The organism is Hydrogenophaga palleronii (assembly GCF_031457455.1).
Taxonomy (GTDB): Bacteria; Pseudomonadota; Gammaproteobacteria; order Burkholderiales; family Burkholderiaceae_C; genus Hydrogenophaga; species Hydrogenophaga palleronii_A.
In genome coordinates, this window is record NZ_JAVDWU010000002.1 from 486,551 (window position 1) to 499,334 (window position 12,784).

General features: G+C 64.3%; 12 protein-coding genes. 3 read left to right on the forward strand and 9 right to left on the reverse strand.

What is annotated here, in order from left to right:
* Window positions 1-19 precede the first annotated feature (19 nt).
* The 9 genes from J2W49_RS06760 to J2W49_RS06800 form a co-directional block, all read right to left on the reverse strand.
* Complete coding sequence (locus J2W49_RS06760; RefSeq protein WP_310313311.1) at window positions 20-1,096, reverse strand: ABC transporter substrate-binding protein; 1,077 nt, start codon at window positions 1,094-1,096, stop codon at window positions 20-22.
* A gap of 191 nt (window positions 1,097-1,287) precedes the next feature.
* A complete protein-coding gene (locus J2W49_RS06765) occupies window positions 1,288-2,136 on the reverse strand; it encodes an AraC family transcriptional regulator (RefSeq protein ID WP_310313314.1) in 849 nt (282 codons plus the stop codon).
* 144 nt (window positions 2,137-2,280) lie between these two features.
* Window positions 2,281-3,465 carry an MFS transporter gene (locus J2W49_RS06770; protein WP_310313316.1) on the reverse strand — a complete coding sequence of 395 codons (1,185 nt, stop codon included), beginning with the start codon at window positions 3,463-3,465 and terminating at the stop codon, window positions 2,281-2,283.
* Window positions 3,466-3,494: 29 nt separating this feature from the next.
* On the reverse strand, window positions 3,495-4,049 hold the full coding sequence (locus tag J2W49_RS06775; RefSeq protein WP_310313319.1) for an NUDIX hydrolase: 555 nt from the start codon (window positions 4,047-4,049) through the stop codon (window positions 3,495-3,497).
* Between the two features lie 89 nt (window positions 4,050-4,138).
* Window positions 4,139-5,185: a TRAP transporter substrate-binding protein gene (locus tag J2W49_RS06780; protein ID WP_310313322.1), complete on the reverse strand. Its 1,047-nt coding sequence runs from the start codon at window positions 5,183-5,185 to the stop codon at window positions 4,139-4,141.
* Between the two features lie 196 nt (window positions 5,186-5,381).
* Complete coding sequence (locus J2W49_RS06785; protein ID WP_310313325.1) at window positions 5,382-6,077, reverse strand: fumarylacetoacetate hydrolase family protein; 696 nt, start codon at window positions 6,075-6,077, stop codon at window positions 5,382-5,384.
* Window positions 6,078-6,144: 67 nt separating this feature from the next.
* Window positions 6,145-6,468: a 2Fe-2S iron-sulfur cluster-binding protein gene (locus J2W49_RS06790; RefSeq protein ID WP_310313328.1), complete on the reverse strand. Its 324-nt coding sequence runs from the start codon at window positions 6,466-6,468 to the stop codon at window positions 6,145-6,147.
* Window positions 6,469-6,488: 20 nt separating this feature from the next.
* Entirely contained in the window at window positions 6,489-7,964 is a 1,476-nt protein-coding gene (locus tag J2W49_RS06795) for a glutamine synthetase family protein (RefSeq protein ID WP_310313332.1), read from the reverse strand.
* Complete coding sequence (locus J2W49_RS06800) at window positions 7,961-9,337, reverse strand: aromatic ring-hydroxylating dioxygenase subunit alpha (protein ID WP_310313334.1); 1,377 nt, start codon at window positions 9,335-9,337, stop codon at window positions 7,961-7,963. The genes J2W49_RS06795 and J2W49_RS06800 overlap by 4 nt, the downstream gene beginning before the upstream one ends.
* A gap of 75 nt (window positions 9,338-9,412) precedes the next feature.
* Here J2W49_RS06800 and J2W49_RS06805 point away from each other — a divergent pair, with 75 nt between their 5' ends.
* The 3 genes from J2W49_RS06805 (at window position 9,413) to J2W49_RS06815 (ending at window position 12,757) form a co-directional block, all read left to right on the forward strand.
* Complete coding sequence (locus tag J2W49_RS06805) at window positions 9,413-10,132, forward strand: GntR family transcriptional regulator (RefSeq protein WP_310313336.1); 720 nt, start codon at window positions 9,413-9,415, stop codon at window positions 10,130-10,132.
* Between the two features lie 145 nt (window positions 10,133-10,277).
* Window positions 10,278-11,843, forward strand: coding sequence for a thymidine phosphorylase family protein (locus J2W49_RS06810; protein ID WP_310313339.1), 1,566 nt, complete (start codon window positions 10,278-10,280; stop codon window positions 11,841-11,843).
* Window positions 11,843-12,757: a ribose-phosphate diphosphokinase gene (locus tag J2W49_RS06815; protein WP_310313341.1), complete on the forward strand. Its 915-nt coding sequence runs from the start codon at window positions 11,843-11,845 to the stop codon at window positions 12,755-12,757. The genes J2W49_RS06810 and J2W49_RS06815 overlap by 1 nt, the downstream gene beginning before the upstream one ends.
* Window positions 12,758-12,784 lie beyond the last annotated feature (27 nt).

Sequence of the window (12,784 nt, forward strand, 5' to 3'; positions counted from 1 at the left end):
AAAAACTGGTCCTGGGCGATCAGCGCTTGAAGGTTTCCTTCAATGTGGCCTCGGGCAGCGTGGAGGGCAGCCAGTAGGCATCGCTCAGATCGGGGCGGAAGTGCTTGTCAAGTTCCGCCTGAGTGATGGCCGGTGGCGCCGAGAAATAGGTGCGGTACAAAGGCTTGCCCTCAAGCAGGGCCACCGTGGCCCGCACCAGCGCCGCTCCCACGCCTGGCGTGAACTGTGGGGCCACGCTTTTCACGCCGGTGGACTTCCACACCCGCAGGAAGCCGTTGTTGCCTTCACCGGTCATGGGCACCAGCGGTTTGCCGCTCTCCTTGAACACGTCGATACAGGCGCGGGTCATTTCAGCGCCAGAGAACCAGATGGCATCGACCTGGTTGCCTGAGAGCACCAGGTTCTCGCAGACCTGCTTGCCCTTGGCGTAGCTCCAGTCGCCAAACAGCTCCTGTGTGATCTTGACGTCCGATCCAGCGAGGGCCTTGCGGAAGCCGTTGTAGCGCAGTGTTTCCTCGTCCACACCAGCGACACCACGGATGGCCCAGATATTGCCCTTGCCCTTGAGCTCCTTGCGCAGGAACTCGCCACCCTGCTGGCCGAAGACCTCGCCTCCCGCGCCGATCTCGACGGTCGACTGCATCGCCTTGCCAAATGCACCGAACACCACCACCGGAATGCCGGTCTTGACCGCCTTGTCTGCCAGGGGCGCACCGATGCCTGCCGACATGGGGGCAAGGATCAGGGCGTCGACTTTGCGGGTCAGCAGGTCTTCCACGTCGGCCACCTGCTTGGCGGGTTGCCAGTTGGCTTCGGTGAAGATGAACTCGACGATCTCCTTGCGCTGCGCTGCTGCAAATTTCATCTCCTGAATCATCTGCACGATCCATGTGTTGCCCACGCCGGGGGTCGACACGCCGATGCGCCAGGTGCCAGCCTTCTTGAACTGGTCGGATTGGGTCTGTTCTTTGGTGGTGGGGGTCAGCAGTCCATTGGGCAGAAGCTCAACTTCGGCTGCCCTTGCTGGGCCGCACAGGGCCAGCGCAGTTGCAAGTGCGCCAATCTTGAGGAAGGCACGGGTCGTCAGTTCAGCCATGGTCGGGTTCTCGAACAAGAAAGGGTTGATGGATACGACTTGAATGACTGCCAGCGCCAGACGTTCGGTGAGACTGAAGGTCGAAGCGTGGAGCCCTGCTTGCGAAAGCCATAGCGATCGCAGAGCAGGAATGTAGGCAGTCGGGCGTCGCCCGTCTTGTCAGGAACGGCGGCTTTTGTCGAAACCGGACGTCAGCGTGCGAGATTGCGGCGATAGTCGCCAGGCGTTGTACCCACCTGGCGCACGAAGGTGCGCGTCAACTGGCTCTGATCTGCGAAGCCGCAGTCAAGTGCCACCTCACTGAGTGAAAGCCCCCGTGCGATCAGGCGCTTGGCGTTGTCCACGCGGCAGCGCAGGAGGTACTGGTGCGGTGAGACACCCGTGGCTTCACCGACGGCCCGGCAGAGTTGTCGCTGGCCCAGGCCAGAGACTTCAGCCAGGTCCTGCAGCGTGATGGGCTCGGCAAACCGTGTCTCCATCAGCTCGATGGCGCGCGCACAAGCTCGCCTGGCTGGCTGGCGCAGGACGGATGCCTTGGCCCCTCCCAGGTGGGCGACGATGGCTGTAATCAGCGAGTCGCCCACCAGCGGGCCGGCAGGACTGCCCTGAGCAAGATCGGCCTGAAGCGCATCGAACATCAGCTCCAGCATGTGCGAAGCGACAGGGCTCCGATGCCCCGAAGGTGTGAGTTCTCGCGCATCGCCAAGCACCGACGCTGCCATGTCGGATTCAATGAAAAGGAATTGCGAACGCCCGCCGCTGCGCCAGTCGAAGCGCTGCTCATCCCCCGCGCGCCAAACGGAAAAGCCAGTTGAAAACGGCTGCCAGTCCCGGCTGCCAAGCGTGCGCCGTGTCTCCTGGTGCAGTCCTCGCTGGACGCAGTAGCGCGCGTGTTTGTGATCAACAGTGCCTTCAGGAGCGCCGTCGATGTCGGTGAAGTACGCACCCTGCCAGCCGACTTGCTGGCTGTCGACCAGAAAGCGCGGCATCACTGACACACTGAAAAGGCCGTTGGGGCCTGGCAAGGGTTCTATTCGCATGGATGGTGGAACGAAGCGTATCGATGGAGCTGCTTCTGTCCAATCGGTGAAACTCCGGATGGCGTGCGCATCCATGTCCCTGCAATGCCTTGCCGCAGGAGCCAGCCCTCAGGCACCGGTTCAGGGCCCGAGGCAGCGGCGGGCTCAGTTGCTGTCGTGTGCGCGCAGCCAGAACAGTGCGGCCACCGCAGTCAGCCCGATGGCGGCAGAGATCCAGAGCGCGCCCGAGCCAAAGCGCTCGATGCACAAACCGAACAGCAAGGGCGCAAAGGCCTGCGCCACACGGGACGGCGCCATGATGATGCCTTGCCGCTGGCCGTAGCCTTGCGGGCCGAAGAACACCAGCGGCAAGGTGCCTTTGGCGATGGTGAGAATGCCGTTGCCAGCCCCGTGCAACACGGCAAACAAGGCGCCGACCGTCGGCCCCATCACAAGCCAGCACAACACGCCCAGAGGGTGCAGCATGGCTGCGATTCGCGCTGACAGCAACGGGTGGAACCGCCGCAGCAAACCGAATTCAAGCAACCTGCCAGCGACCTGCGCTGGCCCGACCAGCGCGCCGATGGCCACGGCCGCGGCCAGCGTCGCACCGCTGGCCACCAGCAATTGCGGGAGGTGAGCCGCCATGGCCGTGCTGATGAACCAGGTGGCCGCGAACACATACGAGAGCAACCAGGCGGTGTGGCGCGGCGGTGGTGCCAACGGCGCCTGCGCAGCCACGGGCATGTCTTCAGGTTGCACCGGCCTTGGCGACGATGGCAATGCCGCAGCGCGGGGGATGCTGGCATTGAGCGGCAGGCCCAGCAGCAGATGCAGGGCAGCCCAGGTCAGGCAGGCACCGCGCCACCCCAGTTCAGCCTCGAGCCATCCACTCAGTGGCCAGCCCACGGTGCTGGCGAAACCGGCGATGAGCGTGATGCCGGTGATGGAGGCGCGTGCCTCGGTGCCTTTGAGCCTCACCAGCGCCGCAAACGCGGCTTCGTACAAACCGCTGCCCATGGCCACGCCGAGCACCAGCCAGGCCAGCATCAAACTGACCATGCCCTGGGCCTGCGACAGCGCCGCAAGGCCAGCGGCAAACAACAGGCTGGTGCCCATGAGCACGGGGCGGCCTCCCAAACGGTCAATGGCGCGGCCCGCGAACGGTCCCAGTGCGGCCGATGCGAGCAAGGCCAGCGTGAAAGCGGCCCAGATCGTGGTCTCTGGCAAACCGAGCCCGGCCGCCATGGGCTTGGCCAGAAGGGCCGGCAGGTAGTAGGTGGAGCCCCAAGCCAGCGTCTGGGCGGTGCCCAGGGCAAGCACGAGCGGCCAATCGCGTTGCGGTTGCATGGGCTCAGCGGAGGTGCGCCAAGCGCACGCTAGGCGATGTCAAACGCGTGAAAACCGAAATGGCCCCGGCGCCGGTCGGCAAAGTAGTGCTCAAGCGTTTCGCGCACGGTGCGGAAAGCGATCTCGTCCCAGGGAATTTCTTCTTCCGTGAACAGGCGCGCTTCCATGGTCTCGTGGCCAGGGTTGAACTGGTCACTGAGCAGCCTCGCCCGGTAGTAGATGTGAACCTGCCCGACGCGGGCGACGTTCATCAGTGTGAAGATGTCGCCCATTTCGAAGCGGGCACCGGCTTCTTCATCTGTTTCGCGTGCCGCACCTTCGGCGGTGGTCTCGCCCAGTTCCATGAAACCTGCGGGCAGTGTCCACTTGCCGCGGCGCGGCTCGATGTTGCGTTTGCACAGCAGCACCCGCTCGCCGGTCTCACCCCAGACGGGCACGGTACCCACCACGTTCAGCGGGTTGTCGTAGTGCACGGTGTGACAGGCAGGGCAGACGGCGCGCGTTCGGGTGTCGCCATCGTCGGGCAGTCTCAGCTCGACCAGGGTTCCGCAATTGCGGCAGTGTTTGGCGGGCGTGCGATTCATGGGGGGCAGTTTATCCGGCGGCGATGATGCCAAAAAGAAACCGGGCCTGGGCCCGGTGTTCTTGATGGGGGAGCGCGCCTCTGGGCCGCTCAGGCCTTCTTGCCGTGTTTTTCGATCAAGGCCTTGGCGGTTTCGAACAGCTGCTTGCCGTTGAAGCCGCGCTTGTCCATGTCCTGCATCCATTCCACCTCGACCAGGCGCGCCTTGCGGCGGAATTCCTGTGCCTCTGCCGCAGCGATGGTGTAGATGCTGTTGCCCTGGTCCACCGCCGCCTTGCGCCCGGCCGGGTCACCGCCTTGCTGCACTTTGCCCAGCCAGCCGGAGGTCTCCATGCCGGAGTTCTTGTCGATGATGGCTTTCAGGTCGGGTGCCAGGCCGTGGTACTTGTTCTTGTTCATGGCCATCACAAAGGTCGTGGTGTAGAGCGCACCACCGGCCGGATCGAACTCGCTGTGGAACTTGGTGAGTTCGTGCACCTTGACCGATGGCACCACCTCCCACGGAATCACGCAACCGTCGATCACGCCCTTGGAGAGGGCGTCCGGGATTTGTGGCAGGGGCATGCCCACGGGCGTGGCGCCCAGGTAGCCCAGCATCTTGGTGATCTGGCGGGTCGGGCCGCGCACCTTGGAACCGCGCAGGTCTTCAGCGGTCTTGATCTGTTTGGTGCGCATGTGGAACATGCCCGGGCCGTGCACCTGCAGGGCAATGGGCTGCACGTCCTTGAACTCGTCCTTGGCCACGGTCTGCACGTACTCCCAGTAGGCCTTCGAGGTGGCTTCGGCGTTGTTCATCATGAACGGCAGCTCGAACACCTCGATGCGAGGGAAACGACCGGGCGTGTTGCCGGGCAGGGTCCACACCACGTCCACGACGCCATCACGTGCCTGATCGAACAGCTGCACGGGTGAGCCGCCGAGCTGCATGGCCGGGTAGGCTTCAAACTTGATGCGCCCGCCCGAGTCTTTCTCGACCTTGTCCATCCAGGCCCTGTGCATGTTGAGCCACACATTGGACTGGGGCGACATGAAGGTGTGGAACTTGAGCGTGACGCTTTGCTGGGCAAAGCCCACCAGGGCGGGGGCGCCCAGTGCGATGGCGGCACCGGACTGGAGCAGGGTTCTGCGCTGGATCATGGTCGGGATCTCCTAAGGTTGTTCAAAAAGGCGTTGTGGTGCCCGTCGTGCCCAAGGTAGGGATTTGCTGCACATCGGGAAAGGGGTCAAACCCGAAGACGGGTCCGCGCGGCGTTAAAAATTTAACAATGTGAAATGAGTTTATTCCTTTGGAAGTATAGAGAAACGGGATACAGGGAAAACCCGATGAAGACAATCAGGTCACCTGCACGGTGATCGGCGTCAGACCGCCGACCGTTCCATGCATCGTGTCGCCTCGCACCACCGCTGCCACACCTTCTGGCGTGCCGGTGTAGATCAGGTCTCCGGGCAACAATTCCCAGGCCTTGGACAAATGCTCGATGGTTTCCGCCACGTTCCAGATGAGCTTGTCGATGGTGCTGCTCTGGCGGGCCGCACCGTTCACCGTGAGCGCAATCGGCGCCTGGTGGATCGGGCCCGCTTCGGCCGCTGGCGTGATCGGTCCGATGGGGGCCGAGTGGTCGTAGGCCTTGCCGATGCACCAGGGGCGGCCCTGTTTTTTCATGTCGGACTGCAGGTCGCGACGCGTCATGTCCAACCCGACGGCGTAGCCAAAGATGTGCTCATGCGCCTGCGCGGCGGCAATGTTGCTGCCCCCTTTGCCGATGGCCACCACCAGCTCGATTTCGTGGTGCAGGTTGGCCGTGAGGCTGGGGTAGGGGATGGTCGTCGTCTGGCCATCTTCACACACCACCACGGTGTCGGCTGGCTTCAGAAAGAAAAACGGTGGCTCACGGCCGGTGAATCCCATCTCCTTGGCATGCTCCTCGTAGTTGCGACCCACGCAGTAGACACGGTGCACGGGAAAGCGCTCGGTGCGGCCAAGCACCGGCACCGACACGACGGGTGGGGGTGGAAACAGGTAGTCCATGGAAATCCTTTGGTCAGGCGAACGGGGAGTCACAGGCATCGGGCCTGTGCGGCTGTCGATCGGATTGTCAGTGCTGTGAAGCGGGCAGGTGCACCTCCAGGCCATTGAGTTCCGGCGTCAGACGGATCTGGCAACTCAGGCGGCTGGTCGGCTGAACCGGGCTGGCGGCGAAGTCGAGCATGTCGAGCTCATCGGGCGTGGCTGCGGGCAATTTCTCTGCCCAAGCGGCGCCGACCATCACATGGCAGGTGGCGCAGGTGAGGCTGCCACCGCAGTCTGCCTCGATGCCTTTTACATTGGCATCGACGGCGGCTTTCATGAGGCTTTGGTCAACAGCGGCTTCGATGTCCTGGTGGGATTGGTCGGCGGCGATAAAACGGATGTGGATCATGGTGTGTGAGCGAGGTGTGTTCAGGTGCGCGCGAAGTATTCGCGGCGCTCAAAGTCGGTCCGGTCTTCGGCCTGCGCGCAGCGGTCGATCTCGCTTTGCTTGATGCGGCAAAAGTAGCGCACGAAGTCGTTGCCCAAGCCCTCGCCCAGCGCGGTGTCGGCCTGGAGGGCTGCGAGGCCATCGGCCAGCGTGGTCGGGATTTTTTCAGCATGCTCGGCGTACGGCGTTTCACTGCCCGGCGGTGGTTGCAACGAGCGTGCCAGTCCGTCGAGTCCGGCGTGTATCTGCGCGGCCATGTAGAGGTAGGGATTGGCGGCCGGTTCGCCCACACGGTTTTCGATGCGGGTGGCGCTGTCGCCAGCGGCGCCCACCACGCGCAGCATGGCGCCGCGGTTGTCGCGCCCCCACAGTACCGATTGCGGGGCCAGCGCGTTCGGGCGAAAGCGCGCAAAGCCGTTGATGGTCGGGGTGCAAAGCGTGGTCATGCCGCGGGCGTGGGCAAGCAAGCCACCGAGCCAGTGCGCGCCGGCATCGGACAAGGTGTGCGTGGCATCGGCCGGGCCGCTGCCGGGGGCAGCGGTTTCGCGCACGCAGGCATTCCGGCCCGACTGGAGGTCGACCAGCGACTGATGCAGGTGCCAGCCGCTTGACATGATGTTCGGAAACGGCGGGCGGCACATGAAGGTCGCGTGGTAACCCGCACGCCGAAGCGCTTGGCGAACACCATTGCGGAACAGCACCATCTGGTCCGCGGCGGTCAGGGCATCGGTGGCATCGAACACTGCCTCCACCTGGCTGGGGCCGAGTTCGATTTCCAGCGATTGCAGCGGCAGACCCAGCGCCTGCGCGGTGTGCTGAACAATGCGCAAGGGTTCGTCGGCCATATCCATCATGGCCTCGGCTTGCAGGTTGTAGCCGGGATGGATCATTTCCACTTCCGGTGGCAGGCCGGGCCAGGCGGCCAGTTCGGGGTTGAGCTGGGGGCGTGTGCTGGTGATGCGGTAGATGTGAAACTCCACCTCCAGGCCGGTCTTCAGGCCGTAGCCTGCCTTCTTCAATCGGGCCAGCGCACTTTGCAGAACGCGGCGGGTGTCCAGGGTCACGGGCCTGCCGTCGCCAAACCACGGCTGACAGCGCAGCCAGCCGGTGCGGGGCAACCAGGGCAGGGTGGTGAAACTGGCCGGGTCGGGCAGCAGCATGAGGTTGGCCGCGCCGGCAAAGCCAGGTAGCTCGCTCACGCCATCGGGCTCAAACACCTTCCAGGCGGTGCGATCGGCGGTGTCCTTGAGCATGAGTGTGCCTACCATGCCCACGCCATCGCGCAGCGCGCGAATGGCCGCAGCCGCAGTGAGCGTCTTGCCTCGCAACATGCCGTGGGTGTCGCACCAGCCCATGCGCACCAGCTCGACGCCGCTGGCTTCGATGAGTTTGGCAAGTCTCAGGCAGGCTGCTTGGCGCTCAGGCGTGTGTATGCCGCAAAGGTCGGCAAAGCTCATGCCACTGGCTCCGGGCGAACGGCGGTGCTGGCTGACCAGGGCGCACCTTCACGCCGGGCCTGCACCGCGTCCTGCCACCAGGCCTGCCACTGCTGTGCGGGCGCAATGCCATCCACCGTGTCGGGGCCGTTGATCTGATCGTGCAGCGCTGGGTCGGCCATGCCGGGCGCGGTGCCGCCTTGCTCGACCGCATCGATGGCCTGTTGCAGCAGGCGCCGGTTGGCCATGATCACCTTGTCGGTGGTGCCCAGGTGTTCGCGTGTGCGGTCCTGGATGGCGCCCATGCTCTCGCAAGCCCATTGGTCGTGCACGTTGATGTCGTCTTCACCCATGCCCAGGTAAGTGCGGTTGACCTGCTCTTCGGCGTTGAAGCCCCACTGATTGTGGCGGCCGGACTTGGGGATGTAGTCCGGCAGGGTGACGGCATCGAGGCGCTGGTTGCGCATCGCCGTTTTATCCACCGGGCCGGCAAAGCTGGTGAAGAAGGCGAACCAGTAGTTGTGCGTGTCGTCGACCGGCACGTGCATCTGAGTGATGGTCATGGTCTCCGACAAGGGGATCACGAAGGTCTGGGGAAACACCGCGTTGGTGATGCGCACGTGCGTGAGTTCGTTGGTCATGGGGCGCAGCGCGGTGAGCTGCAGCCCGTACGGTTGCGGGGCAAACGAAATCTGAGGTTGGCCGAATTCGCGCATCACGCGCGTCATGGGCCAGCGCTCGCCGCCCACGTCACCCGCGCTGGCGCCGCGAAACTGCTTGCCGTAGCTGTCTTCCAGCGAGCCGTCGTTGAAAAAGCGGTGCAGGTAAGACGCATGGGCCGGGTCGATGCCCACTTCAAAGGCCTGCAGCCAGTTGCAGTTCCAGAGCCCCTTGAACGCAAAGGTGTGGGTGCCCGGCGCGGCAAAACAATCCAGATTGGGGAAAGGCGGAGGCGTCTGTCCCTCCGGGCCAAACCAGCCGAAGAGCACACCGCTTTTTTCCACCAATGGGTAGCTGCGCTGGCGAATGCGGGTGCAAAGGGTGCTGCCCGCCGGTTCCGCCGGGGTTTCGATGCACTGACCGGTGGTGTCGAATTTCCATCCGTGGAAGGGGCAACGCAGTCCATCACCCTCGTTGCGGCCATAAGCCAAGTCGGCACCACGGTGGGGGCAGTCGCGGTCGAGCAGGCCGTAGGCGCCCGATGCGTTGCGGAACAGCACAAAGTCCTGTCCCAGCAGCCGCACCGCTTTCACCGGACGCACCGCCATGCGCGGGTCCAGCGCGGGGTCGAATTCATCCAGCAAGGCCACCGGCTGCCAGTAGCGACGCAACAGCTCGCCCCCGGGAGTGCCTGGCCCGACCTGGGTGAGGCGTTGGTTGAGTTCGGCTTTCATGTGGCGTCCTTGCAGATTCGTTGTGGGCTGGTGAAATGGTATACCGTTTGTAAAATTCAGTGTACAGTTTGCGCCATGACCCTGCAAGACACTGTTTTGATGCAACTGCGTGATCTGATCCTGAGCGGTCAGTTCGAGCCCGGTCAGCGCCTGGCGGAGCAGCAACTCGCCGAACGCCTGGGTGCTTCGCGCACGCCGGTGCGAGCGGCCCTGGTCACACTGGAACAGGAGGGCCTGGTTGAAGCCAACGACACCGGCAAGTACCTGGTGCGGCAGTTCACCGCGCAGGAGGTGACCGATGCGATTGCGGTGCGCGGTCATCTGGAAGGCATGGTGGCGCGCCTGGTGGCCGAGCACGGCTTGACCCGACAGCTCCAAGGCGACCTGCAAGCCTGTCTGGACGAAGGCGACCGCCTGCTGGCCGACAACCCGCTCACGCTTGAGAGCTACGCCGCTTACGCTGTCATGAATGATCGCTTTCATTCGCTGTTGCTGGAGGCCTGCGGCAATCGCGCCCTGCAACGGGCCGTGGCATTGAACGACAAACTGCCTTTTGCGCCCGCGTCGGCCATGTTGCCCATGCAGGGCACGGTGGCCATGGACCGCGACTGGATGCTTTACGCCCACCGCCAGCACCACATGCTGTTCGATGCCCTGCGGCGTGGCGAAAGTGCACGCGCCCAGGCACTGGCGGTGGAGCACACCGAAGTGGCGCAGATGAATATGCGCCTGGCGTTGGAGAGGCGTGCCGAATCCGAGCGCGTGATGCCGGTGATGCGATTGGTGGTGGGCTAGGGCGGATCCCCCCCGCGCCGCCTACGGCGTCACCCCCCAGGGGGCGACACCAGCGGCCTGGCAGAGCCAGTTCCGCGGTGTCTCTGGAAAGAACAGCCTTCTGCGCGCGGTGTGACTGGCTTTTTTGCGGTGTATCGTGTCGAACATGGAGACGCAACAACCGCCCGCACCGGGAACCAGCCTGTCGCTGCGGCGCGTGGCCATCGACACCTACCACGAGAACGTGGCCTACCTGCATCGGGATTGCGCGGTGTACCGGGCTGAAGGTTTTCAGGCCTTGTCCAAGGTGGAGATCCGGGCCAACGGTAGGCGCATCCTGGCTACGCTCAATGTGGTGGACGACACCAGCATCGTGGGTTGCGATGAGTTGGGTGTTTCCGAAGACGCGTTTGCCCGGCTCGAAGTGCCGCACGGACACCCGGCCTCGGTGTCGCAGGCAGAGCCGCCGGAATCCATTCCCGCACTGTTTCGCAAGATCAACGGCGAGCGTCTGGGTCGAGAAGACTTCCACGCGATCATCCGTGACATTGCCGACCTGCGGTACTCCAAGATCGAACTGACCGCGTTCGTGGTGGCCAGCAACCGCAGCGAACTCGACCGCGAGGAGGTCTACTTTCTCACCGAGGCCATGGTCGCCAGTGGGCGCCGGCTGGACTGGCACGAGTCACTGGTGGTGGACAAGCACTGCATCGGCGGCATTCCGGGCAACCGCACCACCATGCTGGTGGTACCCATTGTGACGGCCTATGGCCTGGTGTTTCCCAAGACATCATCCCGTGCCATCACCTCACCGGCAGGTACGGCCGACACCATGGAGGTGCTGGCCAATGTGGAACTGCCTTTCGAGCAGCTCACCGGCATCGTGCGTGATCACAAGGGTTGTCTGGCCTGGGGCGGCACGGCGCAACTCTCACCGGCCGACGATGTGTTGATCTCGGTGGAGCGGCCGTTGAACATCGACTCGCCGGGGCAGATGGTGGCGTCCATCCTGTCCAAAAAAATGGCCGCCGGTGCCACCCACCTGGTGCTGGACATACCGATCGGCCCCACGGCCAAGGTGCGCTCCATGCCGGAGGCGCAAAAACTGCGTCGCCTGTTCGAATACGTGGCGCAGCGATTGCACCTGTCGCTGGACGTGGTGATCACCGACGGGCGACAGCCGATCGGTCGCGGTGTGGGGCCGGTGCTGGAGGCGCGGGATGTGATGCAGGTGCTGGAAAACCACCCGCAGGCCCCCGACGATTTGCGACAGAAGTCGCTGCGGCTGGCAGGGCGCATCATCGAGTGCAGCCCGGATGTGCGCGGCGGCGATGGCTTTCGCATCGCGCGCGACATTCTCGATTCCGGCCGCGCGCTCGCACAGATGCAAGCGATCATCCAGGCGCAGGGAACACGCGGGTTTGATCACCACCATCCGCAACTGGGCGTGCTCAGCCTGGACGTGCCGGCCCCCATCAGTGGCGTGGTCACCGGCATCGACAACCTTCAAATCGCGCAAGTGGCGCGGCTGGCGGGAGCGCCCAAGGTCAAAGGTGCCGGCGTGGATCTGCTGTGCAAACTGGGCGACGCCGTGACCGCGGGCGAACCGCTGTACCGCATGTACGCCAGCTACTCAGCTGATCTGGAGTTCGCCCGGCTGGCCAGCGTGCGCGCCAGTGGCTTCAGCATCGGCAGCGAGGCCGATGTGCCGCGCGTCTTCGTGGAGTTCTGATGAAGGATGTTCCGACCAGTGCGGCGGGCTGCCTGCTTTGTTTCGACGATGAGCTGCCGATGGCGCGGGCGGTGGCCGATCAGGCGGCGCTGCGGTGCGCCGTGATGGAGCGGCATCGCTTTCCCGATGGTGAACTTCGGCTGCGGCTGCCTGAAACGCTGCCGCCTCGCGTGGTGTTTTGGCGCGGTCTTCATCAGCCCAACGAAAAGCTGGTGGAACTGCTGATCGCCGCCCGCACGGCGCGCGAGTTGGGCGCCAGCCACCTCACGCTGGTGGCACCCTACCTGGCCTACATGCGGCAAGACATGGCGTTTCGACCAGGCGAGGCCATCAGCCAGCGCATCGTGGGCGGCTTTCTGGCCAGTCTGTTTGATGCCGTGATCACGGTGGACCCGCACCTGCATCGCGTGGCCACGCTCGAAGAAGCCATCCCGGTGCCCGATGCCGTCGTGCTCAGCGGTGCGCCGCTTCTCGCCGACCACATCGCCGCACATCGCCGTCAGGTGTTGCTCATCGGCCCGGACGAAGAGGCCTTGCAATGGGTGGCCGTGGCCGCCCGGCGGCATGGTTGGGACCATGCCGTGTGCCGCAAGACGCGCCATGGTGACCGCGAGGTCGATATCGAGCTTCCGGCCATGTCCGTTTCTGGGCGCGCGGTGGTGTTGATCGACGATGTGGCAAGCTCCGGTCACACCCTGGTGCGTGCCATTGAACTGCTGCGAGAAGCCGGTGCCGCCTCCGTTGACGTGGCGGTGACCCATGCCCTGTTTGCATCCGACGCCCTCGAACGGGTGCAAGCAGCGGGTGCTGGTGAGGTGTGGAGCACGGACTGCATTGCCCACGCCACCAACGCGGTGAGCATCGTCCCGGCGGTCGCAAGGGCTTTGATTGAGCTGCATGCCCGGCGAGGATGAAACGCCCACAATCGCGGCTTTTCGTTC